General features: G+C 72.5%; 26 protein-coding genes. 17 read left to right on the forward strand and 9 right to left on the reverse strand.

Translation table 11 applies throughout. The annotated features are described in order from the left end of the window. Positions 1 to 422: 422 nt before the first annotated feature. The 3 genes from V6U89_RS22790 to rox all read left to right on the forward strand — a co-directional run bounded on the left by V6U89_RS22790 (position 423) and on the right by rox (position 3,324). The gene (locus tag V6U89_RS22790; RefSeq protein WP_334573371.1) at positions 423 to 545 is read left to right on the forward strand and encodes a hypothetical protein; all 123 of its coding nucleotides are present in this window, start codon (positions 423 to 425) and stop codon (positions 543 to 545) included. A 44-nt stretch (positions 546 to 589) separates the two neighbouring features. Next, the gene (locus V6U89_RS22795) at positions 590 to 1,381 is read left to right on the forward strand and encodes a hypothetical protein (protein WP_334573372.1); all 792 of its coding nucleotides are present in this window, start codon (positions 590 to 592) and stop codon (positions 1,379 to 1,381) included. Positions 1,382 to 1,908: 527 nt separating this feature from the next. Beyond that, positions 1,909 to 3,324 (forward strand): rifampin monooxygenase, encoded by a 1,416-nt coding sequence (rox, locus tag V6U89_RS22800; protein WP_334573424.1) that lies wholly within the window; start codon positions 1,909 to 1,911, stop codon positions 3,322 to 3,324. Between the two features lie 74 nt (positions 3,325 to 3,398). Here the strand turns inward: rox and V6U89_RS22805 are convergent, their stop codons facing one another. Next, positions 3,399 to 4,355: a helix-turn-helix domain-containing protein gene (locus tag V6U89_RS22805; protein ID WP_334573373.1), complete on the reverse strand. Its 957-nt coding sequence runs from the start codon at positions 4,353 to 4,355 to the stop codon at positions 3,399 to 3,401. Positions 4,356 to 4,451: 96 nt separating this feature from the next. On the opposite strand from V6U89_RS22805, the gene V6U89_RS22810 reads away from it, so the two are divergent. Beyond that, positions 4,452 to 5,513 carry a saccharopine dehydrogenase family protein gene (locus tag V6U89_RS22810; protein WP_334573374.1) on the forward strand — a complete coding sequence of 354 codons (1,062 nt, stop codon included), beginning with the start codon at positions 4,452 to 4,454 and terminating at the stop codon, positions 5,511 to 5,513. A 32-nt stretch (positions 5,514 to 5,545) separates the two neighbouring features. Here V6U89_RS22810 and V6U89_RS22815 read toward each other — a convergent pair whose 3' ends face one another. Then, the gene (locus V6U89_RS22815) at positions 5,546 to 6,274 is read right to left on the reverse strand and encodes an SDR family NAD(P)-dependent oxidoreductase (protein WP_334573375.1); all 729 of its coding nucleotides are present in this window, start codon (positions 6,272 to 6,274) and stop codon (positions 5,546 to 5,548) included. Positions 6,275 to 6,352: 78 nt separating this feature from the next. Between V6U89_RS22815 and V6U89_RS22820 the strand changes: the two genes are divergently transcribed. The 3 genes from V6U89_RS22820 (at position 6,353) to V6U89_RS22830 (ending at position 8,437) form a co-directional block, all read left to right on the forward strand. Then, positions 6,353 to 7,180, forward strand: a complete 828-nt coding sequence (locus V6U89_RS22820; RefSeq protein WP_334573376.1) for a patatin-like phospholipase family protein — start codon at positions 6,353 to 6,355, stop codon at positions 7,178 to 7,180. 47 nt (positions 7,181 to 7,227) lie between these two features. Further along, a complete protein-coding gene (locus tag V6U89_RS22825; protein ID WP_334573377.1) occupies positions 7,228 to 7,686 on the forward strand; it encodes a peroxiredoxin in 459 nt (152 codons plus the stop codon). A 67-nt stretch (positions 7,687 to 7,753) separates the two neighbouring features. Continuing rightward, on the forward strand, positions 7,754 to 8,437 hold the full coding sequence (locus tag V6U89_RS22830) for a hypothetical protein (RefSeq protein WP_334573378.1): 684 nt from the start codon (positions 7,754 to 7,756) through the stop codon (positions 8,435 to 8,437). A 99-nt stretch (positions 8,438 to 8,536) separates the two neighbouring features. On the opposite strand, the gene V6U89_RS22835 is transcribed toward V6U89_RS22830, so the two are convergent. Next, complete coding sequence (locus V6U89_RS22835; RefSeq protein ID WP_334573379.1) at positions 8,537 to 9,106, reverse strand: TetR/AcrR family transcriptional regulator; 570 nt, start codon at positions 9,104 to 9,106, stop codon at positions 8,537 to 8,539. A gap of 113 nt (positions 9,107 to 9,219) precedes the next feature. Here V6U89_RS22835 and V6U89_RS22840 point away from each other — a divergent pair, with 113 nt between their 5' ends. The 3 genes from V6U89_RS22840 to V6U89_RS22850 all read left to right on the forward strand — a co-directional run bounded on the left by V6U89_RS22840 (position 9,220) and on the right by V6U89_RS22850 (position 10,535). Further along, positions 9,220 to 9,402, forward strand: coding sequence for a hypothetical protein (locus V6U89_RS22840; RefSeq protein ID WP_334573380.1), 183 nt, complete (start codon positions 9,220 to 9,222; stop codon positions 9,400 to 9,402). Further along, the gene (locus V6U89_RS22845) at positions 9,399 to 9,926 is read left to right on the forward strand and encodes a DUF2269 domain-containing protein (protein WP_334573381.1); all 528 of its coding nucleotides are present in this window, start codon (positions 9,399 to 9,401) and stop codon (positions 9,924 to 9,926) included. Before V6U89_RS22840 ends, V6U89_RS22845 begins: the two co-directional genes overlap by 4 nt. 81 nt (positions 9,927 to 10,007) lie before the next feature. Next, positions 10,008 to 10,535, forward strand: a complete 528-nt coding sequence (locus V6U89_RS22850; protein WP_334573382.1) for a DUF4396 domain-containing protein — start codon at positions 10,008 to 10,010, stop codon at positions 10,533 to 10,535. Positions 10,536 to 10,684: 149 nt separating this feature from the next. Here V6U89_RS22850 and V6U89_RS22855 read toward each other — a convergent pair whose 3' ends face one another. From V6U89_RS22855 to V6U89_RS22865, 3 genes are all read right to left on the reverse strand, one after another. Continuing rightward, positions 10,685 to 11,875, reverse strand: a complete 1,191-nt coding sequence (locus tag V6U89_RS22855; protein WP_334573383.1) for a GNAT family N-acetyltransferase — start codon at positions 11,873 to 11,875, stop codon at positions 10,685 to 10,687. Positions 11,876 to 11,988: 113 nt separating this feature from the next. Further along, positions 11,989 to 12,987 (reverse strand): cytochrome d ubiquinol oxidase subunit II, encoded by a 999-nt coding sequence (gene cydB / locus V6U89_RS22860; protein ID WP_334573384.1) that lies wholly within the window; start codon positions 12,985 to 12,987, stop codon positions 11,989 to 11,991. A 13-nt stretch (positions 12,988 to 13,000) separates the two neighbouring features. Continuing rightward, positions 13,001 to 14,416: a cytochrome ubiquinol oxidase subunit I gene (locus tag V6U89_RS22865; protein ID WP_334573385.1), complete on the reverse strand. Its 1,416-nt coding sequence runs from the start codon at positions 14,414 to 14,416 to the stop codon at positions 13,001 to 13,003. A gap of 177 nt (positions 14,417 to 14,593) precedes the next feature. Here V6U89_RS22865 and V6U89_RS22870 point away from each other — a divergent pair, with 177 nt between their 5' ends. Continuing rightward, a complete protein-coding gene (locus V6U89_RS22870) occupies positions 14,594 to 15,370 on the forward strand; it encodes a lysophospholipid acyltransferase family protein (protein WP_334573386.1) in 777 nt (258 codons plus the stop codon). Between the two features lie 134 nt (positions 15,371 to 15,504). After that, positions 15,505 to 16,347: an SDR family NAD(P)-dependent oxidoreductase gene (locus tag V6U89_RS22875; RefSeq protein WP_334573387.1), complete on the forward strand. Its 843-nt coding sequence runs from the start codon at positions 15,505 to 15,507 to the stop codon at positions 16,345 to 16,347. A gap of 18 nt (positions 16,348 to 16,365) precedes the next feature. On the opposite strand, the gene V6U89_RS22880 is transcribed toward V6U89_RS22875, so the two are convergent. Beyond that, entirely contained in the window at positions 16,366 to 16,935 is a 570-nt protein-coding gene (locus V6U89_RS22880) for a hypothetical protein (RefSeq protein WP_334573388.1), read from the reverse strand. 139 nt (positions 16,936 to 17,074) lie between these two features. Between V6U89_RS22880 and V6U89_RS22885 the strand changes: the two genes are divergently transcribed. From V6U89_RS22885 to V6U89_RS22895, 3 genes are read left to right on the forward strand one after another with little or no spacing between them, the layout of a single operon-like run. Continuing rightward, a complete protein-coding gene (locus V6U89_RS22885; RefSeq protein ID WP_334573389.1) occupies positions 17,075 to 17,842 on the forward strand; it encodes a glycerophosphodiester phosphodiesterase in 768 nt (255 codons plus the stop codon). A 15-nt stretch (positions 17,843 to 17,857) separates the two neighbouring features. Then, entirely contained in the window at positions 17,858 to 19,246 is a 1,389-nt protein-coding gene (locus V6U89_RS22890) for an MFS transporter (RefSeq protein ID WP_334573390.1), read from the forward strand. Positions 19,247 to 19,289: 43 nt separating this feature from the next. Beyond that, positions 19,290 to 20,003, forward strand: a complete 714-nt coding sequence (locus V6U89_RS22895) for a thymidine kinase (RefSeq protein ID WP_334573391.1) — start codon at positions 19,290 to 19,292, stop codon at positions 20,001 to 20,003. Here V6U89_RS22895 and V6U89_RS22900 read toward each other — a convergent pair. Further along, positions 20,000 to 20,458 (reverse strand): Rv0361 family membrane protein, encoded by a 459-nt coding sequence (locus V6U89_RS22900; RefSeq protein ID WP_334573392.1) that lies wholly within the window; start codon positions 20,456 to 20,458, stop codon positions 20,000 to 20,002. The two genes, V6U89_RS22895 and V6U89_RS22900, sit on opposite strands and share 4 nt — an antisense overlap. A 175-nt stretch (positions 20,459 to 20,633) precedes the next feature. Between V6U89_RS22900 and V6U89_RS22905 the strand changes: the two genes are divergently transcribed. Further along, on the forward strand, positions 20,634 to 21,071 hold the full coding sequence (locus tag V6U89_RS22905; RefSeq protein ID WP_334573393.1) for a DUF6194 family protein: 438 nt from the start codon (positions 20,634 to 20,636) through the stop codon (positions 21,069 to 21,071). A 42-nt stretch (positions 21,072 to 21,113) separates the two neighbouring features. Next, positions 21,114 to 21,488 carry a VOC family protein gene (locus V6U89_RS22910; RefSeq protein WP_334573394.1) on the forward strand — a complete coding sequence of 125 codons (375 nt, stop codon included), beginning with the start codon at positions 21,114 to 21,116 and terminating at the stop codon, positions 21,486 to 21,488. Positions 21,489 to 21,558: 70 nt separating this feature from the next. Here the strand turns inward: V6U89_RS22910 and V6U89_RS22915 are convergent, their stop codons facing one another. Next, the gene (locus V6U89_RS22915; RefSeq protein ID WP_334573395.1) at positions 21,559 to 22,557 is read right to left on the reverse strand and encodes a tyrosine-type recombinase/integrase; all 999 of its coding nucleotides are present in this window, start codon (positions 22,555 to 22,557) and stop codon (positions 21,559 to 21,561) included. Between the last annotated feature and the right edge of the window lie 56 nt (positions 22,558 to 22,613).

Below are 22,613 nucleotides of genomic sequence, written 5' to 3' on the forward strand. Positions count from 1 at the left end.
CACCCCGCCGCAGTTCGTCGACGCGGTGTTCGCTTGGGCTGTCTGCTTGCGTAGTGCCACTTTCTCATCGCCGCGGCCGTGGTCGTGCGGCTGGGCTATCGGCTTCGATTGATGCATTGCAAGAGGCCGGGCCACACCCCGGGGCGGCGCGGCAGGCACCGCCTGTCGGCACATATGTGCGAAGGTCGCCCGCATGCGCTATCGATCATCCTGCCCGCACAGGGGCAGGGTTGAGCGGGCCGTCCGGCGCGTTGGAGAGCACACGGATGATGCCGCGCTCGGGCTTTGGTGGGACTTTTGGCGGATGGCGTCAGCCGTGACGGCTTCTCGCATCCATCGATCCAGGTCAACCCCGCGACATCCGTTGCCACGCACCATCGCAGAGGGTTGCGCGGGTTAAGGGAATGACGTGTCATTCATTTATGGCCCGTACCGCTGACCCTAACCGCCGGGAGTCCATCCTCGACGCGGCCCACTCGATCTTTGCCCGCAAGGGCTACGCCGCCGCCTGCGTGACCGGTGGATTCGTGCCGTCGTCGCGCTGATGTTCGACGGAATCGCCCGTTAGGGAGAGCCTAGGAGGAGCGGCATGGTCCAGGTAGACGTCTTCTGGTCGTACGCGATCGGCGCGGGGTTCGGCACGGCGGCCGCCCGCGCGGCCGTCGCCGAACCGGTCCGCCCGCTGTTGTCCGACCGCCGGTTCACCACGACAGTGCTGTTCCTGTCGTGTGTTTTCGCCCCGAGCGGGCTGTGGCTGGTGTGGCAGTTCACCGGCTGGGAGACCATGCACGCCGCGCCGACGACCGCCGACCTGCCAGCCTGGTTGGTCGCCACCTTCGCGATGACCAACGTGACCCAGGGGATCGTCGGGTACTGCGTGGCCCGGCACCTGTGGCTTAGCGGGCACCGGTACCTCTCGTGGCTGCAGATGCCGTTGGGCTACTTCGCGATGTTCTTTGTGCTGGCGTACGGCTGGGACGGCACCGGGTACCGGCGGTTCTTCGCGCCCACCACGGCAGCATGGCGGGCGGGCGAGTTCGATCCGCTCGGGTTCCTCACCAGCCCGGTGGCGCTCACCCTGTACGGGATGGGCGTGGTCCTGATCCCGACGATGCTGTGGCTGCAAGCGGGGTGGTGGGCCGGCGACGGGCTCGCCCGGGCGCGGGCGGGCGCACTGCTGCTGGTCGTCCCCTTCAGCCTCGGACTCGGTACGGCCGCCGTCGCCACGGTCGCGCTGCGCACCCTCGGCGTGCTGCCTGGACTGCTTGCCTGTGCCGTGCTTGTGGTGACCGTCTTCCATCCGCGAGGGCTCGCTGGGCTGCTGGCACGCGCCTTCCCGCTCACGACCAGGCGGAGTGTTCCGGCGCCGAGCGCCGCCTGAAGAACGCTGCGAGGCTTCCTCGGGTGTGGGGCGGCCGTCCGGCCGGACTCGAAGTCCGCACATGGCCCGAGATAATGAGAGCCATGACTCTTCAAGGAATCTCACCAACCTGGGCCACCGCAGATCAGGAGCCATCCGCGTGCCCCAGGTCAACTGAGAAATGACAGCATCGCCGCCGCACGGGCCCGTGTGGAGTCGTGATCACGTGGCTGGTAAAGGGCTGGACGGGATGATGCTCGCGCTTGTAGCTTGCAGCTGACCGTGACACCGCCCGAGGAGGTGAGACCCATGAACGCTGTATCGATGTGGGTGCTCCCCCTTCCCGTGACGGTCGGGCGATCGACGTAGGTGTCGCCGGGAGCGCCTCGCCAACAAGGCACTCCCGAAAGGCAACACCCTTGCACTCTCTGCAGTTCACCGCCGAGCGGTCGTCGACCGACACGGCCGAGCGCGACTCCACCGTGGGCGACGTCGCCGGACTCCCATCGCCGGCCTCCGGCACCGATCGCGCGCCCCTCACGTTCGACGTGATCATTGCCGGGTGCGGGCCGACCGGCGCGATGCTGGCCGCCGAACTGCGGCTGCACGATGTGCGGGTACTCGTCCTGGAGAAGGAAACCGAGCCCGTGTCGTTCGTCCGCATCGTCGGTCTGCATATTCGCAGTCTCGAGCTGATGGCGATGCGCGGGCTGCTGGATCGCATTCTCGAACGCGGACGACGGCGTCCGGCCGGCGGCTTCTTCGCCGCCATCAGCAAACCGGCGCCCGAGGGCCTGGATTCCGCGTACGCGTACCTGCTGGGCATCCCGCAGCCGGTCATCGTTCACCTGCTCGAAGAACACGCGATCGGACTGGGTGCGCAGGTCCGGCGCGGTTGTGCGGTGGCCGGTCTCGAGCAGGACGACGAGGGCGTGACCGTCGCGCTGGCCGACGGGGAACAGCTGCGTTCGCGCTACCTCGTCGGCTGTGACGGCGGGCGCAGTACGGTGCGCAAACTGCTCGGCGTCGGCTTTCCCGGCGAGCCCTCACGCACCGAGACGCTGATGGGCGAGATGGAAGTGGGTGTGCCGCCGGAGGAGATCGCCGCCACGGTGGCCGAGATCCGCGAGACCCATCAGCGATTCTGGCTCCGACCCGCAGGTGTTGGGGTCTACAGCGTCGTGGTCCCCGCCGCGGGAGTCAGCGACCGCGCGGAACCGCCCACCCTCGAGGATTTCCAGCAACAGTTGCGCACCATCGCCGGGACCGACTTCGGCGTGCACTCTCCGCGCTGGTTGTCCCGCTTCGGGGATGCCACCCGGCTAGCCGAACGTTATCGGGTCGGGCGGGTGCTGCTGGCGGGCGATGCGGCACACGTCCATCCACCCATCGGCGGACAGGGCCTCAACCTGGGCGTTCAGGACGCATTCAACCTCGGCTGGAAACTGGCCGCGCAGATCCGCGGCTGGGCGCCGGAAACACTGCTGGACACCTACCAGGCCGAACGTCATCCGGTCGCCGCGGACGTGCTGGACAACACCCGCGCCCAGATGGAACTGCTGTCCACCGAACCGGGCCCGCAGGCCGTGCGCAGGCTGCTCACCGAACTGATGGACTTCGACGAGGTGAACCGCCATCTGATCGAGAAGATCACCGCGATCGGCATCCGCTACGACTTCGGCGCAGGCCCCGACCTGCTCGGCCGCCGCCTGCGCGACATCGACGTGAAACAGGGCCACCTTTACGGTCTGCTGCATCGCGGCCGCGGCCTGCTGCTGGACCGCACCGAACGCCTGACCGTCGTCGGCTGGTCGGACCGGATCGATTACCTCGGGGATTCGACTGCGGTACTGGATGTTCCGTGCGTCCTGCTACGCCCGGACGGCCACGTCGCCTGGATCGGCGACGACCAGCAGGACCTGGACGACCACCTCTCCCGCTGGTTCGGCAAGCCCGCCAACTGATTTCGCCTGAGCAACCGAGGATGAATGCGCAGGAGGACACCGCTCCCCCTGTCCGGCCGCCGGCCGGCTGGTGATCACGATTGTGATGCGGGGCCGGGGCTGCGGAAGGTGCGACGGTAGGCGTCCGGAGGTACACCGACGGTGCGGTGGAAGTGTCGGCGCAGCGTCGTGGCGGTGCCCATGCCCGCCGCCTCGGCGATGGCGTCGATGCTGTTGTCGGTGTTCTCCAGCAGCTCCTGGGCCCGGCGGATGCGCTGCGTCGACAGCCACTGCAGCGGAGTGGTGCCGGTTGCCGACCTGAAGTGGCGGGCCAGGTTGCGCGAGCTCATGTTCGCCTGGCGAGCCAGGTCCTCCACGGTCAGCGGACGGTTCAGCCGTTCCATCGCCCAGGGGAACAGGTTGGCAAGGGGGTGGTCGTCGCGGGCGGGCACCGGGGTGCTGACGAACTGCGCCTGGCCGCCGGCGCGATGCGGCGGCACGACCAGGCGGCGGGCGACGGCGTTGGCGACCGTCGAGCCGTGGTCGCGGCGGATCAGGTGCAGGCAGAGGTCGATCGCGGCGGCTTTGCCGGCAGAGGCGAGCACGGTGCCGTTGTCGACGTAGAGCACGTCCGGGTCGACCTTCACCCGGGGGTAGCGGGCGGCCAGCGCCTCGGTGTGGGCCCAGTGTGTGGTCGCGCGCAGCCCGTCCAGCACTCCGGCGGCGGCCAGCACGAACGCACCGGTGCAGAGCGAGACCATGCGGGCGCCCGCCTCGTGGGCCGCGCGGACGGCGTCGAGCAGGTCGGGTGGCACGTCGGCGTCGATGTCCTCGACGGCGGGGATGATCACGGTGTCGGCACGGGTGAGGCGGTCCAACCCGTCGTCGGGTTCCAGGTGGAATCGGCCGATCCGGACCGGGCCGGGGCCGCAGACGACGAGGTCGTACCACGGGTCTGCCAGGCCGGAGGGGTCGCGGGCGAAGACCTCGCAGGCCATGGCGAGCTCGAAGTGCAGCATCGCGTCGGTGGCGGCGAGCGCGACGGTGGCCATGTCCGAAAGTGTATGGGGCATGGCGTTCCAGACACTACTGCGGGGCTGGCCACGCTGAGAGGCTCTTCCTAGTCGATCTTTCGAGGAGGAACTCAGATGGGTTCGGGTCAGACGGTGGCGGTGTTCGGCGCGTACGGGCACACCGGGCGGTTCGTGGTGACGGAGTTGCGCGACCGCGGCTTCGTCCCGCTTCTCCTCGGTCGCGACGCGGGCAAGCTCGAGGCGCTGGCGGCGTCGCATCCCGGGCTGGAGTACCGGGTGGCGTCGGTGGACGATCCGGCCTCGCTCGACCAGGCGTTGAAGGGCGCGGCTGCGGTCGTCAACTGCGCCGGCCCGTTCGCCCTGACCGCGGGTCCCGTGATCGAGGCCGCCCTGCGCGCCGGGGTCCCGTACGTGGATGTGGCGGCCGAGATCGAGGCGAACCTCGACACGTTCACGCACTTCACCGACCGGGCTCGGGCCGCGGGCGTCGCGGTGGTCCCGGCGATGGCCTTCTTCGGCGGGCTCGGCGATCTGCTGGTCACGGCGGCGATGGGCGACTGGGTGGCGGCCGACGAGGCGCACGTCGCGTACGGACTGAGCAGTTGGCACCCCACGGCCGGGACCCTCGACTCCGGCACCGTCTCACGGGAACGGCGCGCCGGCCAGCGTGTCCGCTACACCGGTGGCCGGCTGGAGTATTACGTCGACGAGTCGGACCTGCCGAGCCTGGAGTGGGACTTCCCCGCTCCGATGGGCCGGCGGCGGATCCTCGGCGGGTTCACGATGGCCGACGTCGTCACCGTCCCCAGTCACCTGTCGATCCCCGAGGTGCGCACGTACATGAGCGCCGACGCCGCCAGGGACCTGGCCGCTCCGGGCGCACCCGCACCGACGGCGGTCGACGAGTTCGGCCAGTCGGCGCAGACGTTCACCGTCGACGTCATCGTGCGCTCCGGCGACACGCAACGACGCGTCGTCGCCAGCGGTCAGGACATCTACGCCATCAGCGCACCGCTGGCGGTCGAAGCGGTTTACCGCCTTCTCGACGGTCGGACGAGGACGAGCGGTGTCGCCTCCGCCGGCGAGATCTTCGACGCGCCCGACTTCCTCCGCGCGCTGTCCGCGCACCTCTCGCTCGAACCGGCCCAGGAGTCTCGCGCGCCACAGTTCCCCTGACGAGTTGACGGGCCGGAGCTCGGAAGCTCGGCTCACATGCCGCCGGCGACCCGCAGCACCGCGCCGGTGGTGTAGGAGGCGTCGGGGTTGAGGAGCCAGGCGACGGCGCCGGCGACCTCGTCGGGTTCGCCGGGTCGGCCCATCGGCACCCGGCCGGCGTTGCGGTCGGGGCGGTCCGGCATGCCGGACAGGGCGTGGATGTCGGTGCGGATCAGGCCGGGGGCGACGGCGTTGACCCGGATGCCGTGCGGGGCGAGTTCCTTGGCCAGGCCGATGGTGAGGGTGTCGGTGGCGGCCTTGACGGCGGCGTAGTGGATGTACTCGCCCGGGCTGCCGAGGGTGGCGGCGGCGGAGGAGATGTTGACGATGGCGCCGTCGGCGCCGAGGCGGCGGGCGGCCTGCTGGGCGCAGAGGACGTAGCCGATGAGGTTGACGTCGACGACGTGGCGCAGGTCGTCGGGACGCAGGTCGGTGAAGGCTCCGATGGGGCTGGTGACGCCGGCGTTGTTGACCAGGCCGGTGAGCGGGCCCAGGTCCGCCGCGGCGGCGAAGAGTCGGGCGACCTGGTCGGGGTCGGTGGTGTCGGCGGGTACGGCGACGGCCTGGCGGCCGAGGGCGCGCACGTCGGCCAGCACCGCGGCGGCGGCGTCGTGGTCGCGTCGGTAACCGATGGCGATGTGGTGGCCGTCGTGGGCGAGGCGGCGGGCGACGGCGGCACCGATGCCGCGGCTGCCGCCGGTGATGACCGTGACCGGATTCAATGGACCGCTCCCCTGCCCCCGTGTGGTGGCGACGCTACCGTTTCGGGCACGGGCCGGTCACGGAGAGGGTGGTCACACATGACGCGGGCGTTGGTGCTGGGCGGCGGCGGGGTGACCGGGGTGGCCTGGGAGTGGGGGCTGCTGGCGGGGCTGGCGCAGCGGGGGGTGGTGCTGGCGGACGCGGACCTGGTGGTGGGGACGTCGGCCGGGTCGGTGGTGGGCGCGCAGTTGTGTTCGGGGCGGCCGGTGGGTGAGTCGTACGAGGCGCAGTTGGCGCCGCCGACGGGTGAGGTGGCGGCGCGGTTCGGGTGGTCGGCGGTGGCGCGGCTGGTGTGGGCGGGTGGTCGTACCCGGGACGCGGTGCGGGCCCGGGCGCGGGTGGGGGCGATGGCGGTGGCGGCGCGTACCCCGTCGGAGGCGTCGCGGCGGGCGGTGATCGAGGCCCGGTTGCCGGCGCGGGAGTGGCCGGCGCGGCGGTTGCTGGTGACGGCGGTGGACGCGGCCTCGGGTGAGTTCGTGGTCTTCGACGCGGCCAGTGGGGTGTCGTTGGTGGACGCGGTGGGGGCCAGTTGCGCGGTGCCGGGGGTGTGGCCGCCGGTGACGATCTCCGATCGCCGGTACGTCGATGGTGGGGTGCGGTCGGTGGTGAACGCGGATCTGGCGGCGGGCGCGGAGCGGGTGGTGGTGCTGGCTCCGGTGACGTCGGGGTTCGGGCCGATGCCGCGCCTGTCGGCACAGGTGGCGGCGTTGCGGTCGGTGGCGCGGGTGGCGGTGGTGTCCCCGGATCGGGCGGCGCGGGCGGCGATCGGCGGTAACGTGATGGATCCGGCGCGGCGGGCGGCGGCGCGGGCGGGGTTCGCGCAGGCGGAGGCGGTGGCGGCCGAGGTGGCCGGGGTGTGGGGTTGATCGCTTAGGCTCACCGCGCGTCGTCGGTCGATCGGTGGAGGTGCGCGGTGGGTGTGGGTGTCGGTGACCTGGTGGAGGATTTCGAGCTGCCGGACCAGACGGGTACGCCACGGCGGCTGTCGGAGCTGGTCGCGGCGGGGCCGGTGGTGCTGTTCTTCTACCCGGCGGCGATGACGCGGGGCTGCACGGCGGAGAGCTGCCACTTCCGGGATCTGGCGGCGGAGTTCGCGGCGGTGGGCGCGCAGCGGGTGGGCATCAGCCGGGATCCGGTGGAGAAGCAGGCGGAGTTCGCCCGGCGGCACGGGTTCGACTATCCGCTGCTGTCGGATGTCGACGGTGTGGTGGCGCAGCGGTTCGGGGTGCGGCGGCGGTTGCCGTTGGGGCCGTTGAGCATGCGCCGGATGACGTTCGTGATCGGACCGGACCGGCGGGTGCTCGCGGTGATCCACAACGAGTTGGGGATGAACGAGCACGCGGACGGGGCGTTGCGGGCGCTGGGGGGTTGATCTTCCGGTTGTCGGGGCCGGCTGGTATCAAGGCAGCTGTCAAACACATGTACGGAAGAGGGCTGTGATGGCGGGCCAGGGTTTGTCCGAGGACGAGGTGCACGGCATCCGGGAGGCGTTGGCCGCCGGGCGGAAGCCCAAGGTGGTGTTCACGGCGTCGGCGGGGCAGATCGCCGGCCAGGTGGGCCAGGTGGTCGAGCTGACCGACCCCGAGGTGTCCGAGGAGTTCGTCGTGGTGCGCTTCGGCCGCGACGAGTTGCCCTTCTCCCCCGCCGACGTGGCGGTGGCGCCGCGGGGCACGGGGCGCAAGGTGGCCGAGCCGAAGCCGGAGCCGCCGGTGGAGCAGCCGACGGCCGCGCCGGCGGAGCCGGAGTTCGTGTTGGATCGGGTGCCGGCGCCGCGTCGGGAGGAGTCGAAGGTGGAGCAGCAGGTGGAGGCGAAGCCGGCCCGGCGGGCGGTGAAGGCGGCGAAGCCGAAGGGCCCGGCGGGCCTGACGGTGACCCTGGCGTACGCCGACGGCGAGTGGACGGTGGCGGCGCAGCAGGGCGCCAAGGCGCTGGCGAAGCCGTACGTGGTGAAGCCGGCGGAGGCGTTGAAGATCGTGGCGCTGGTCGACGTGCCGGGGGTGCACGAGGCGGTGGAGCAGATCATGGCCGCGGAGCGGGCCGAGGCGGAGCAGCAGGCGGAGAAGCTGCGCGCGGAGCTGGCGGAGATCGAGGCGCGGCTGGCGGAGTTGCGCGAGGCGCGCTGACGGAGTGTCCGCGCGCGCCGCACCCTGGCCCTCGTCGGCGGGGGTGCGGCGCGGTGCCGGCACCGCGGGCGGCGGACCTGACGGCCGTGGCCCGGCGGGTCAGGGGCCGGGGCGCAGGCCGGTGAGGGTCAGTGTGACCAGGCGGGTCACCGCGTCGTCGGTGTCCAGCGTGCTCGCGGCGGCGAGGGCGTGCAGGCAGTAGGCGGCCAGCTCGCCGGTGGGGATGTCGTCGCGGACGGCCCCGGCGTCAGCGGCGGCGGTGAGCAGGTCGGCGACGAAGGTGGACAGCTGCTGGTGCGCGCTGTCGACGTGTGGACCGCGGTGCAGCATCGCGGCGAGGTCGCCGCCGTGGCGGTGTCGCGACATCCGGGCGTAGGTGTGCAGGACCGTGTGCAGTCGCGGCACCGGGTCGGCGGTGCTGTCGGCGACCTCGACGAGGTGGGTCAGGTGTCGGGTGACCTGCCGTTCGTGCCAGGCGATCAGGATCGCCTGGACGTCGGGAAAATACTTGTAGAGGGTGGCTCGGCCGATGCCGGTGACCTCGGCGATGCGCGACATGGTCACCCCGGTCGGCCCGTGTTCGGCGACCAACGCCGCGGTGGCGTCGAGGGTCGCGTCCCGCACCGCGGCCCGGTGCGCCTCGATCGTGTCGGTCCACAGCTTCGGCACCCCGGCATCATACATGCCGGCACCACCGTAACAGCATGACTTGACACCTACACACTGTCTCGATAAAGCTGGCCGGGCGTACGGGTAGCAGGCCGGCTTGACGGGAGACGTGGATGACGGGGCAGCCGCAGGAGCCCGGATCGTCGGGTGTGCCGCGCTGGGTGAAGGTCTTCGGGATCATCGTGGTGGCGCTCCTGGCGCTGTTCGCGATCGCGCAGCTCACCGGCCTCGCCGGCGAGCACGGCCCGGGCCGGCACTCCCCGGCCGGCGCCTCGGCGCCGGCGGGTCAGCGGTGACGCTCCCGCCGGCCGCGCGTAGGGCGGCGCTGACCGTGCACGTCACCACCTCGGTGGGTTGGCTCGGCGCGGTCGCGGTGTTCCTCGTCCTCGCGGTGGCGGCGCTACGCAGCACCGACCCCGCCGTCATCCGGGCCGGGTACGTCGCGATGGACCTGACCGCCCGGCTCGTGATCGTCCCGCTCGCGCTCGCCGCGCTGACCAGCGGCCTGGTGTCGTCGCTGGGCACCGCGTGGGGCCTGCTCCGGCACTGGTGGGTATTGATCAAGTTCGGGTTGATCGTGGTGGCCACGGCGGTGCTGCTGCTGCAGTTGGGCTCGATCGGCGCGCTCGCCGACGCCGCGCTCGGTTCTCCCCTGGCGGGCGGACGGTGGTGGGAGGCGCGGATGTCGCCGGTCGTGCACGCCGCGGGCGGGCTGCTGGTGCTGCTGACCACCACCGTGCTGGGCATCTACAAGCCACGCGGTGTGACCCGCTACGGCCGGCGCCGCCAGGTGTTGCCCGGCCCACCCGCCGCGTCGTAGCGCCACCCTCCCACCGCCGCGACCACTTCCCCGAAATACCCCCGGGGGGTATAGTCGGTGGCGTTGAAGGGAGGCCCGTTCATGGACCACAGCATCCACCACCACCCCGGCGGCGCCGCGCACACCGACCACGGTCACCACCCGCCCGCCTCGGCGCCGGCCACGGCGACGTCATGGGCCATGGCCGCGCAGGCCACTCTGCACTGCCTGACCGGTTGCGCGATCGGTGAGGTGCTCGGCATGGTCATCGGCACCGCGCTGGGCTGGTCCGCCCTGCCCACCGTCGTGCTCGCGGTCGCGTTGGCGTTCGTCTTCGGCTACGCGCTGACCATGCGTGGGGTGCTGCGCGCCGGGGTGGACGTGCGGACCGCGCTGAAGGTGGCGCTGGCCGCCGACACCGTGTCGATCGCGGTGATGGAGCTGCTCGACAACACCGTCATGCTCGCCGTGCCCGGTGCGATGGAGGCCGGCCTGACCAGCTGGGTGTTCTGGGCGTCGCTGGCGTTCGCGCTGCTGGTGGCGTTCGTGCTCACCACGCCGGTCAACCGCTGGCTGATCTCGCGCGGCAAGGGCCACGCGGTCGTGCACACCTACCACCACGCGCACTGACCGGCACCCGGGCCGCCCCACCTCGCGGGCGGGCGGCCCGGGCGCCGGTGCGGCGGTCGCACCGCGGGGCCGGAACGCGGCTCCGGCGCCGGTTCCCGAGCCGCCCCGGCGGCGGGCGCGGGGCGGCGGCGGGCGGTGCGCGGCGCGGGTCAGAAGTAGTCGAGCAGCTGCGCCGCGCCCCCGGCGGCGAGCAGGTCCAGGGTCCGCGGGTCCGCGCCGGCGGCGTGCAGCAGGCCGGCGTCGGCGACGGAGGCGGCGGTGCTGGCGCCGCTGTAGAGCAGGGCGAAGCCGCGTACGGTCAGGTGCAGGTCGGCGTCGCCGCTGATCCGGGTCAGCTCGGCCGACCCGTCGGCGACCGCCAGCCGCCAGGTGCCGGTGTTCCAGTCGGCGAGCGGGTCGGTGAGGCGGAACTCGACGGTGCCGCGCACGTGGGCGGGCCAGCCGCGGGCGGCGACGGCGCGGGTGACGTCCACCGGCCGGTGCATCCACGGCTGCGACTCGTGTTCGCGGGCGGCTTCCAGCGGCAGCTGCCCGCTGACGGCGTCACCGTCGAGCAGGCAGAGCCGCACCTTCGGTGCGACGCTGTGCCAGCTCGCGAGGACGCCGACGAGTTCCCGGGCCGCGTCGGCGGTGGTGGCGAAGACGTCCTCGACGGTGAGCACGGCGTCGTCGCCGTACCCGCGACCCCGGTCCCAGCCGGCGTAGCCGACGAGGCGACCGTCCTCCTCGACGAGGGTGAGCCCGTCGAAGGGCAGGGTGTCAGCGCTGGTGTGCGCGTCGAACAGGGCGCCGCGTCGGGTGAGCAGCCCGCGCCGGTCCCGGGCGAGTCGTTCGTAGAGGGCGGCGACGGCGGGCAGGTCGGCGGGCGTACCGGCGCGGACGCTCAGGTGCGCGGCCGGGCGGTGCCGGGGCAGCGCCACGGTGGGCAGGTCGACGGTGCGCATCACCCCGGCGACGTCCCAGCCGCAGGCGCGGTAGGGGGCGGTGACGGTGGGAAACAGGGCGCTGACGGCGGCGCCCCGGTCGTGGGCGCCGCGCAGCAGGCCGGTGAGCAGGGCGCGGGCCACGCCCCGGCCGCGCGCCTCGGGGGCGACGGCGACCCCGGCGACGTCGGCGGCGGATACCGCCCGCCCGGACCACCACTGCTCGTGGTGCAGGTCGACGGCCTTGCCGAGGACCCGGCCGGTGGCGTCGAACGCGCCGTAGCGGGTCAGGCCGGGCAACGCGACGGTGACCTGCGGTGGCGGCTGCGGGTCGAAGCCGAAGGCGTGCCGGCCGAGCTGCCAGGCGTCGCTGAGGTCGTCGAGGGTGAGCTCACGCACGTGCGCGGTGGCGGACATCGGGCCACCATAGTCGCGCCTGATCGGGCCGGTGCAGCGGTTTTCGCCCGACAGCCCGCGGGGCCGCTGCGACCCCCTCGCCCCGGCCCCGCGTTCCCGCAACCCCGCAGGTATCAGTGCTGCGGGATGTTCACTACCCCGATCCGCTTGCGGAACACCCAGTACGTCCAACCCTGGTAGGCCAGCACGATCGGGGTGAAGACCACCGCCACCCAGGTCATGATCTTCAGGGTGTAGGGGGTGGAGGCGGCGTTGGCGGCGGTGAGCGTGCCGGCGGCGTCCAGGGTGGAGGGCAGCACGTTCGGGAACAGCGCCGCGAACAGGGTCGCCACGGCCAGGCCGATCGCCACGGCGGTGCCGGTGAACGCCCAGCCCTCCCGGCGCACCCGGGCGGCGGCGAGCGCGCCGAGCAGGGCCAGGGCCGCGCCGACGGCGAACACGACGGCGGCGGTGCTGGAGCGGATGCTCAGCGTCCAGGTCAGGAACGCCACCGCGGCCACCGCGGTGCCCATGCCCAGGCGCACGGCGAGCGCGCCGGCCCGGTCCCGGATCTCACCGGTGGTCTTCAGGGCGAGGAACACCGCGCCGTGGGTGAGGAACAGCGCCGCGGTGGTCACCCCGCCGAGCAGCGCGTACGGGTGCAGCAGGTCGACCAGACCGCCGACGTACTCGTGGTCGGCGTCCAGCGGCACGCCGCGCAGGACGTTGGCGAAGGCGACGCCCCACAGCACCGCCGGTACGACGGAGCCGACGAAGATCGCCGTGTCCCAGCGGCGCTTCCAGGACGCCTCGGGGCGCTTGTGCCGGTACTCGAAGGCCACGCCCCGGGCGATCAGGGCCAGCAGGATCAGCAGCAGCGGCAGGTAGAAGCCGGAGAAGAGGGTGGCGTACCACTCGGGGAAGGCGGCGAACATCGCGCCGCCGGCGGTGATCAGCCAGACCTCGTTGCCGTCCCAGACCGGGCCGATGGTGTTGATCAGGACGCGGCGTTCCCGGTCGTCGCGGCCGAGGACGGGCAGCAGCATCCCGACGCCGAAGTCGAAGCCTTCGAGGATGAAGTAGCCGGTGAAGAGCACGGCGACGAGGAGAAACCAGACGGTCGTCAGTTCCACGGTGGGCTCCGGGTCAGTAGGCGAAGGCGAGCGGGCGCTCGGCGTCGTCGTGGCTGTCGTCGATCGCGGGATCGGGGGTGAGGTCGGGTACGCCGGCGCGGGCGTAGCGGACGAGCAGCTTGAACTCGATGACGGCGAGGGTGGCGTAGATCAGGGTGAAGGCGGTGAACGAGGTGAGCACCTCGGTCAGCGAGACGCTGCGGGACACGCCGTCGCGGGTGAGCATCTCGCCGAAGACGATCCACGGCTGGCGGCCCATCTCGGTGAAGATCCACCCGAAGGAGTTGGCGAGCAGGGGCAGCACCGGCATGACCAGGCCGGCGCGCAGCAGCCACCGGCTGGTGGGGGTGCGGCCCTTGCGCTGCGACCAGAGCACCAGCAGGGCGATCGCGGCGGCGGCCAGCCCGAAGGCGATCATGAAGCGGAAGCTCCAGTAGGTGACCGGGATGATCGGGGCGTAGCTGCCGGCGCCGTACTGGCTGGCGTACTGGGCCTGCAGGTCGTTGATGCCGTGCACGGTGCCGTTGGGGTCGCCGGTGCCCAGGTACGACAGCAGGTACGGGATCTTGATGGCGAACAGCTCGCGGCTGCCGTCGAGGCTGCCGACGGTGAGCACGGAGAACGAGGCGGGGCTCTCGGTGGTGTAGAGGCCCTCGGCGGCGGCCATCTTCATCGGCTGCACCTGCGTCATGATCTTGCCCTGGATGTCGCCGGTGATCACGACCAGGGTGGCGGAGACCAGCACCACCCACGAGCCGAACTTCGTGGCGAACCGGTACGCGCTGGTGTCGGCGCTGCTCCGGTTGCGCATCACGTGCCACAGCCCGACCGTGACCACCAGCGAACCGGCCACCAGGAACGAGCCGGCCAGGGTGTGCGGGAAGGTGATCAGCGCGACCTTGTTGGTGAGCACGGCGAAAAAGTCGGTGAGTTCGGCGCGGCCGGTGTCGGGGTTGATCCGGTAGCCGACCGGGTTCTGCATGAACGAGTTCGCGGCGAGGATGAAGTAGGCGCTGAGGTTGGTGCCGATCGCGGCGACCCAGATGCTGGCCAGGTGCGCCCGCTTGGGCAGCCGGTCCCAGCCGAAGATCCACAGGCCGATGAAGGTTGACTCCAGGAAGAACGCGACCAGCGCCTCGATCGCGAGGGGGGCGCCGAAGATGTCGCCGACGAAGCGGGAGTAGTCGCTCCAGTTCATGCCGAACTGGAACTCCTGCACGATGCCGGTGACCACGCCCATCGCGAAGTTGATCAGGAAGAGCTTGCCGTAGAACTTGGTGAGCTTGAGGTAGCGCTCGTTGCCGGTGCGGTGCCACAGCGTCTGGAGGATGGCCACCAGCACCGACAGGCCGATGGTCAGCGGCACGAATAGGAAGTGGTAGACGGTGGTGACACCGAACTGCCAGCGGGCGACGTCCAACGCGTCCACCAGTAACCCCCAGCTGTTCATACTACGAGACGTAGTAAATACTACTGCGCGTCGTAGAGATTGCGGCAGGGCCGGGGGTCCCGACCCGCCCCGGGACCAATGACCCTGATCACCTCTGCCGCAGGGCCCGGGATCGGTGCCCACCGTCACCCACCGGCGTGCAACCATCCAGCACTGATGGACACCCCGACCGCCACCTGGCGGCCGCCTCGGTTCTGGCGCGCCGCGCAGGTCTTCGCCCGCCTCGTCGTCGCCCTGCTGGCCCGGCTGGAGGTCAGCGGCGACGTGCCGGCCGAGCTGCGCCGCGGCCCGCTGATCCTGGCCGCCAACCACATCAGCCCGTTCGACCCGGTCGTCCTCGCCGCGGCCTGCCAGATGCGGGGCGTCGCCCCGCGGATCATGGCCACCGGCGGGCTCTTCCGCGCCCCGGTGGTCGGGGCCCTGATGCGTCACGCCGGGCACCTGCGCGTCGACCGGGGCACCGCCGGGGTGCACCGGGCCCTCGACGACGCCGCCGTGGCGGTGGCGCGCGGCTCGGTGGTGCTGGTCTACCCCGAGGGCCGCATCGGCCTGGACCCGGGGCTGTGGCCCGAGCGCGGCAAGACCGGCGCCGCCCGGCTCGCCCTGGCCTGCGGCGCCCCGATCATTCCCGTCGCCCAGTGGGGCTCGCACGAGGTGCTGCCCTACCGGACACCTGAGGGCATGCTGCCCGGCATCGCCCGGTCGCTGCTGCGCCGACCGGTGATCCGGGTGCGCTTCGGCGCCCCGCTGGACCTGCACGACCTGGCCCACGGCGCGCCCGGCGCCGCCCGCCGGGGCACCGACCGGATCATCGACGCGATCACCGACACCCTGGTGCCGCTGCGCCTCGACGAGCCGGACCGGCCCCGGCACGTCGACCCGGGCCGCCCCGTCGACACCAGCCGCGCCCACCGCCGCCGCCCGCCGGGCTGACCCGCCACCTCCTCGCCCGACTCGGCTGGCGCGTGCCGGGTGGAGTCGGTGCCGGCCGGGTGGATTTGCCTTCGAGCGCACTCCAACGGTGAGAGTCTGCCCGGTAGGCAACGGCGAGGGAAGGCAGGCAGGGCATGAGCGAGCAGACGGTACTGGTCACCGGCACCTCCACCGGGATCGGGCTGGAGATCGCGCTGGGCTGCGCGCGCGCCGGCTGGCGCACCGTGGCCACCATGCGCGACCCGGGACGCGCCGACCGGCTGCGCGAGGTCGCCGACGCCGCCGGCGTCGCCGACCTGATCGACGTACGCCCGCTCGACGTCACCGACGCCGACGCGGCCGCCGCCGCCGTGGCCGAGACCGTGGCCGCGTACGGGCGGCTCGACGCGGTGGTCAACAACGCCGGCGCCGGACACGTCGGCACCCTGGAACAGGAGACCGTCGACGACGTACGGGCCGTCATGGAGGTCAACTTCTTCGGGGTGCTGCACGTCAGCCGAGCCGCGCTGCCGCACCTGCGGGCCTGCCGGGGCCGGCTGGTCACCGTGACCAGCGTGGGTGGGGTGATCGGTCAGCCGTTCAACGAGGCGTACTGCGCGGCGAAGTTCGCCGTGGAGGGGTTCATGGAGTCCCTCGCGCCGGTCGCGGCGGGCGTCGGGGTGACCGTCGCCGTGATCGAGCCGGGCGCGGTCGCCAGCGAGTTCGTCGCCAACGTCGGCGTCGACCGGGACCGCGCGATCGAGCGGGCCGGGGTGTACGGGCCGGCGCTGCGCGCGTACCTCGACCGCAGCGCCGGGGCCTTCGCCGCAGCGCAGTCCCCGGCGGACGCCGCCACCGTCGTCGTCGCGGCCGTCACCGGCCCGACCCCGTCGCCGCGCACCCAGACCTCGACGACGGCGCGGGAGTTCGTCCGGGTGAAACTGGCCGACCTGGCCGGGACGGCGGTCACCGACCTGACCTCCGGCTGGCTGCGCTGACCCGCCTCAGGGCCTGCGTCAAAGCCCCTGGCCGGCGGCCAGGAAGCGGCGCAGGGAGGTGCTCATCGCCGCCACGAACCCCTCCCGCACCTCGGCGGCGACGAGGTCCAGCGACAGGTACGGGTTGAGGTCCTCCAGCTCCACCAGCAGCAGCGCCCCGTCGACGGTGCGGCAGGCGTCCACCCGCTGCACGCCGTGGGCCAGGGTGTTCCAGCGCACGAAGCGGCGGGCGAAGGCCAAATCCGCCCCGGTCGGCGCGTACGGGGCCAGGGCCCAGCGCCGCCGCGGGTCGGGCGCGTGCAGGGCGTACTGGAAGGCGTCGTCGACGAAGTAGAAGGAGACCTCGTACCGGAAGGGCACCCGCGGCTGGATCAGCGACTGCCCGTCGACCGCTTCGGCGAGCCGGTCGCGCGCGACGACCACGACCGCGTCGAAGCGGTCCATCAGGGCGGCCGCGTCGCGGGGATGGCACAGCGCCAGGTCGAACTCCTCGCGCAGCCGGGAGGTCAGGAAGACGTCCTCGTCGCCGTAGTGGCGGCCCTGCGCCCGGTAGGCCAGGTCGGTGACGAACAGGATGCTGGGCCGCACGCGTCTCCCCCGCCTCACGCCGCTCGCGGCGGGTGCGCCGCGACGTCGCAGGGCACCGTACCGGGTGGCCGGACCGGCGACCCGGGCTGCTCGCCGCCCGGTCGCCCGGGGGCCACCGGGGCGGGGCATACTGCGCTGCGTGCTGACCCGATCCGGCTACCTCGACGCGCCCGCGCCGCTGGCCTTCGCCCACCGCGGCGGGGCCGCCGAGGGCGACGAGAACACCGTCGAGGCGTTCGCCCGGGCCGTCGGTCTCGGCTACCGGTACGTCGAGACCGACGTGCACGGCACCGCCGACGGGGTGGCCGTGGTCTTCCACGACGCCACCCTGGAACGGGTCACCGGTGAGCGGGGGCGCATCGCCGACATGCGCTGGGCGGACCTGGCGTCGGTACGCGTCGGCGGGGCGGCGGTCGTACCCCGGCTCGACGAGGTGCTGGGCGCGTGGCCGCGGGTGCGGTTCAACATCGACGTGAAGGCCGACGGCGGGGTCGCGCCGACGGTCGAGACGGTGACCCGGGCAGGCGCGGCCGACCGGGTGCTGCTGGCCTCGTTCAGCGACGCCCGGCTGATCCGGATGCGGGCCCTGACCGAGGGTCGGGTCGCGACCGGCCTCGGCATGCGCGGGGTGGCCCGGCTGCGGGTGGCGTCGCTGCACGGGTGGCGGCTGCGGCTGCCCCCGTCGGTGGTCGCCGCGCAGGTGCCGCCGCGCTACGGCCGGGTGCCGGTGGTGGACCGGCGGTTCCTCGCCTACTGCCACCGGTTGGGGTTGCAGGTGCACGTCTGGACGATCGACGAACCTGCCGAGATGCACGACTTACTTGATCTTGGGGTGGATGGCATCATGACCGATCACGTCGGCGTGCTGCGCGACGTCTACCGCAGCCGCGGCCACTGGGCCGCCTGAACACCGAGGAACCCCATGGCCGAGACCGTCACCCCCGCGGTGCAGGATCCACCGCCGGCGAGCACCCGCCGGGAACGCCGCGGCTGGTACCTCTACGACTGGGCCAACTCGGCGTTCCAGACCACCGTCATCACGGTCTTCCTCGGCCCGTTCCTCACCACCGTCACCGAGCTGGCCGCCGGCTGCGAACTCGGCGCGGACAGCTGCGAGGGGTACGTGCACCCGCTGGGCATCCGGGTCGCCGCCGGCTCCTACTACCCGTACCTGATCTCGCTGTCGGTGTTCCTCACCGTCTTCGTGCTGCCGGTGGTCGGGGCGATCGCCGACCGGTCGACGCACAAGAAGCGGCTGCTGGCCGGCGCGGCGTTCACCGGCGCGGGGGCCACCATCGCGATGGCCTTCGTCACCGGCGAGCGGTACCTGCTCGGCGGCGCGCTGTTCCTGGTCGCCAACATCGCCTTCGGCGCGGCGGTGGTCGTCTACAACTCGTTCCTGCCGCAGCTCGGCGGGCCCGACGAACGCGACGGCATCTCCAGCCGGGGCTGGGCCATCGGCTACCTCGGCGGTGGGCTGCTGCTCGCGCTGAACCTGGTCGCGGTGACCGTGCTCAGCGAGGAGGGCAACCCGCAGCGCACCCTGGACCTGGCCCGCTGGTCCATCGTGTCGGCCGGCGTGTGGTGGGCGGTGTTCACCCTGGTGCCGCTGCGCTGGCTGCGCGAACGCCCCACCGCCGCGGCGCTGGCCGGTGGCGGCAACGTGCTCACCGACGGCTTCCGCCAGCTCGGCCGCACCCTGCGCGAGGTCAAGGCGTACCCGCTGACGCTGTTCTTCCTGCTCGCCTTCCTGGTCTACAACGACGGCATCCAGACCGTGATCACCCTCGCCAGCCAGTACGGCACCAAGGAGCTGGGGCTGGAGCAGAGCACCCTGATCGTGACGATCCTGCTGGTGCAGTTCCTCGCCTTCGGCGGGGCGCTCGCCCTGGGCGCGCTGGCCCGGCGCATCGGCGCGTGGAAGACGGTGCTGCTGTCCCTGGTGCTGTGGACCGGCGTGATCATCGCTGCGTTCCGGCTGCCCGCCGAGGCGCCGCTGCCGTTCATGGCCCTCGGCGGGGCGATCGGCCTGGTCCTCGGCGGTAGCCAGGCGCTGAGCCGGTCGCTGTTCAGCCAGCTCATCCCCACCGGCAAGGAGGGTGAGTACTACGGCTTCTACGAGATCAGCGACAAGGGCACCAGCTGGCTCGGGCCGCTCGCCTTCGGGCTGGTGTTCCAGCTCACCGCCTCCTACCGGGTGGGCCTGGTCTCCCTGCTGATCTTCTTCGTGCTGGGCTTCGCGCTGCTGGCCGCCGTGCCGATCCGCCGGGCCATCCTCGCGGCCGGCAACACCCCACCGAAGGTCCTCTGAGCCGAACCGATCGGGGCACCTCGATGGACTAGGCTGCCCCGACGTGACCGACGACGCCGCCGCCCCCACCTGCCTGGCCCGCCCCCTGCCGGGCCCGGACGAGAACGGCATCGGCTGTGCCGCCGCCCGCGGTGTCGACGGGCGGCCGTTGCACGCCGCCGCGCTGAAGTTCTTCTGGGGGCCGATGGACTGCGGCAAGTCCACCATGGCGTTGCAGATGAACTACAACCACGCCCGGCAGGGCCGCCGCGGCCTGGTCACCACCCGCATCGACCGGTCGCTGGGCCCGCAGGTCACCAGCCGCATCGGCCTGGCCCACTCCGCCGTCGAGGTCACCGACTCCCTCGACCTGCGCACGCTGGTCCGCGACACCTGGGCCGAGGGGGTACGCGTCGACTACCTGATCTGCGACGAGGCGTCCTTCTACAACGTCGAGCACGTCGAGCAGATGGCCGAGCTGGTCGACGGCTACGACGTCGACGTGTACGCCTTCGGCCTGGCCACCGACTTCCGGTCCTGCCTCTTCCCCGCCGCACAGCGGCTGTTCGAGCTGGCCGACGAGGTGGCCCGGATCCAGATCGAGGTGCTCTGCTGGTGCGGCCGGGAGGGGCTGCTCAACGCCCGGGTGGTCGACGGGCGGGTGGTCCGCGAGGGCGCGCAGGTCGTCATCGGCGACACCGCGGACACCGCCGAGGTGCGCTACCAGGTGCTCTGCCGGCGGCACTACCGCTCCGGCGACCTGGGCCCGCGCTCCTAGAACGGGTCCCCGCAGACCCGCCACTCGCCGTCCTCCTTCACCACCGGCAGCCGGCGCTCCTCGGCGGCCCCGCCGTCGCGGGTGACGCGGACGGTAACCTCACCGATCGGGCGGCCGGCCTTGGTACGCACCGACACGTCGAGGATCTCGTAGCCGCTGACCACCGGCGGGGTCTTCACCCAGCCGGCGAAGCCGACCTCGCTCCACCGCCCGCGGGCCTGGTCGCAGAGCCGATCGTAGGCCCGGTCGACCTCGCCGGCGGACAGCTCCCGGAAGAACCCGTCGGCGGTCTCCCGCACCGGGCCGCCGGCCTGCATCACCACCTGCACGTTCCAGGCGCCCAACCCGGCGACGCCGACCAGGCACAGCGCCATCGTCAGGCCACCCAGCAGCAGACCGGTGCGTACCGGCCGGCGGGGCCGGGCCGGTCGGCTCCACGCCTGCTCACCGCCCATCACCTGCGACCGTATGCGCACCGTCCGGTCCGCGCAGGAACATCGCCGCCGACGCCCACCACCATCTCGACCTGCTCTGCCGACGGGTTACCGCCGCAGTTGAGGGTTGAGCCGGGCTTCGTGCGCGAAGCCCGGCTCAACTTTCACAACGAGCTTCAATGAAAAAATTGAAGCCATGGACGCCGACGACATGAAGCGACACATCTGCGACTCGTTCGAGGGGGTCACCGCCGTCGACGGCGGCGGCGACACGTTCCTCGTCTACGACCCGCTCGGTGACCTGCCCGCCGACCGGTGGCTGCCGTTCGCCACGATCGTGACCGGCGACCACTACGACACCGCCTCGGCGCTGGACCGGCCGGGGGCGTGGCGGCTCAACATCGGGCTGACCCGGGCGCGGTACCTGTCGTTGTTCCCGACACCACCGGCCGACGTCGACCACACCCGCGCCGACACGCTGCTGCCGCACCCGTTCTACGCCGCACAGCACTGGGTGTGCGTGGTCGACCCCGGCCCGGCGACCCGGGAGCTGGTCTCGGAACTGCTCGCCGACGCGTACGACTTCGCCGTCCGTAAGCACGCCAACCAGCGCCGCCGCCGGCACGCGGACTGAACCTGCCAGCAGATGTCAGGTACCTGCGGCAGGCTTGCGGTCATGACAGTCACCGCCGACCTCGCCATGGTCAACCTGGACAGCTCCGCCCCGGCCGCGCACGCCGACTTCTACCACCGCGTCCTCGGCTGGGAGATCACCCACAGCGAAGCCGACTACGCCATGATCAGCAGGCCCGACGGCGTCTCGATCGGGTTCGGCCGGGTCGACGGCTACCAGCCGCCGCGCTGGCCCGACGAGACCTCCGCCAAGCGCTACCACCTCGACCTGTACGTCGACGACCTGACCGTCGCGGAGAAGGAGTTCGTGGCGGCGGGCGCGACGAAGCCCGAGTTCCAGCCCGGCGACGGGCGCTGGGTGGTGCTGCTCGACCCGGTGGGCCAGCCGTTCTGCATCTGCCCCCGCCCGCAGGGCTGACGGCCGCCGCCCCCGGCCGGACCGGGAGCCGGCCGGCGGCGGCGTGATCGTCCTCCTTCAGCGGCGCGGGTCAGCCGCGGCGGCGGGCCCGCGCCGCCCAGATCGCGTACGCCGGGTCCCGGTCGAGGTTGTGCCGGTCCCGGTCGTAGCGGCGGGTGGTGCGCGGGTCGGCGTGACCCATGGCGTCCTGCACGTCCTCCAGCGGCACGCCCTCGGCGCGGGCGGTGGTGGCGAAGGCGTGCCGCAGCGAGTGCGGCGACAGCTTCGCCGCCGCCGGAATGCCGGCGGTCAGGGCGAGCCGGCGGACCAGCCGGAACACCGAGTGCCGGTCGAGTCGACCGCCGGTGGCGGTGGCCAGCAGCGGGCCGGTGAGCTGCTGCACGCCCACCCCCTGCGCGGCCGCCCGGTCGGCCAGGTACGCGTCCACGGCGTACGCGGTGCCGGGGGTCAGCGCCCGACGGCGGGGCTTGCCGCCCTTGCCGACGAACCGCACGCTGCGGTGCCCCCGCTCGGCGCCCAGGTCGGCGAGGTTCAGCGAGACCAGCTCCCCCACCCGCAGCCCGAGGTCGGCGAGCAGGGCGATGGCGGCCCGGTTGCGGGCGGCGGTCGGGCCGGTGTCGGCGTCGGCGGCGGCCAGCAACGCGTCCACCTCCTCGGGGGTGAGCCCGACGGTGGCCGAGTGGTCCCGGTCGACGCGCGGCCGGTCGGCGCCGGAGACCGGGTTCGCCTCCACCGCCCGCAGCTTGACCAGGAACTCGTACCAGCTGGAGAGCGCGGAGAGCTTGCGGGCCACGGTCGCCGGGGTCAGCGGCCGGCCGGTCCGCGCACCCAGGGTGGCCTCCAGGTCGCGGCCGTAGGCGTTGACGTCGAGGAAGTTGGCGTGCAGCGGGTCCAGCTCGCGGGCGGCGCACCAGGCCAGCCAGCCGGCGATGTCCCGCCGGTACGCGGCACGGGTGTGTTCCGACAGCCGCCGGTTGCGCAGCCACGCCTCGGTGAAGTCGACCGGCCCGGTCGGCAGGGCGGGCCGGGCCGAGGCGCGGGGCAGGACCGGGGCGTCAGAACGCAGCATGTGAAAAAGGCTCTCAGCCTCGGCGGCCAATGACCATGAGGCGCGCCCGAGCGGAT

It is taken from the genome of Micromonospora sp. CPCC 206171 (genome assembly GCF_036906755.1).
Classification (GTDB): domain Bacteria; phylum Actinomycetota; class Actinomycetes; order Mycobacteriales; family Micromonosporaceae; genus Micromonospora; species Micromonospora purpureochromogenes.

What these genes read in the sequence shown, in the direction of transcription:
- V6U89_RS22870 (WP_334573386.1), top strand. Translation starts at nt 14,594, where the DNA reads ATGGACACCCCGACCGCCACCTGGCGGCCGCCTCGGTTCTGGCGCGCC.
- V6U89_RS22890 (WP_334573390.1), top strand. Translation starts at nt 17,858, where the DNA reads ATGGCCGAGACCGTCACCCCCGCGGTGCAGGATCCACCGCCGGCGAGC.
- V6U89_RS22915 (WP_334573395.1), bottom strand. Translation starts at nt 22,557, where the DNA reads ATGCTGCGTTCTGACGCCCCGGTCCTGCCCCGCGCCTCGGCCCGGCCC.
- V6U89_RS22850 (WP_334573382.1), top strand. Translation starts at nt 10,008, where the DNA reads ATGGACCACAGCATCCACCACCACCCCGGCGGCGCCGCGCACACCGAC.
- V6U89_RS22840 (WP_334573380.1), top strand. Translation starts at nt 9,220, where the DNA reads ATGACGGGGCAGCCGCAGGAGCCCGGATCGTCGGGTGTGCCGCGCTGG.
- V6U89_RS22875 (WP_334573387.1), top strand. Translation starts at nt 15,505, where the DNA reads ATGAGCGAGCAGACGGTACTGGTCACCGGCACCTCCACCGGGATCGGG.
- V6U89_RS22795 (WP_334573372.1), top strand. Translation starts at nt 590, where the DNA reads ATGGTCCAGGTAGACGTCTTCTGGTCGTACGCGATCGGCGCGGGGTTC.
- V6U89_RS22905 (WP_334573393.1), top strand. Translation starts at nt 20,634, where the DNA reads ATGGACGCCGACGACATGAAGCGACACATCTGCGACTCGTTCGAGGGG.
- V6U89_RS22830 (WP_334573378.1), top strand. Translation starts at nt 7,754, where the DNA reads ATGGCGGGCCAGGGTTTGTCCGAGGACGAGGTGCACGGCATCCGGGAG.
- V6U89_RS22820 (WP_334573376.1), top strand. Translation starts at nt 6,353, where the DNA reads ATGACGCGGGCGTTGGTGCTGGGCGGCGGCGGGGTGACCGGGGTGGCC.
- V6U89_RS22790 (WP_334573371.1), top strand. Translation starts at nt 423, where the DNA reads ATGGCCCGTACCGCTGACCCTAACCGCCGGGAGTCCATCCTCGACGCG.
- V6U89_RS22805 (WP_334573373.1), bottom strand. Translation starts at nt 4,355, where the DNA reads ATGGCCACCGTCGCGCTCGCCGCCACCGACGCGATGCTGCACTTCGAG.
- V6U89_RS22855 (WP_334573383.1), bottom strand. Translation starts at nt 11,875, where the DNA reads ATGTCCGCCACCGCGCACGTGCGTGAGCTCACCCTCGACGACCTCAGC.
- V6U89_RS22810 (WP_334573374.1), top strand. Translation starts at nt 4,452, where the DNA reads ATGGGTTCGGGTCAGACGGTGGCGGTGTTCGGCGCGTACGGGCACACC.
- V6U89_RS22910 (WP_334573394.1), top strand. Translation starts at nt 21,114, where the DNA reads ATGACAGTCACCGCCGACCTCGCCATGGTCAACCTGGACAGCTCCGCC.
- V6U89_RS22900 (WP_334573392.1), bottom strand. Translation starts at nt 20,458, where the DNA reads ATGGGCGGTGAGCAGGCGTGGAGCCGACCGGCCCGGCCCCGCCGGCCG.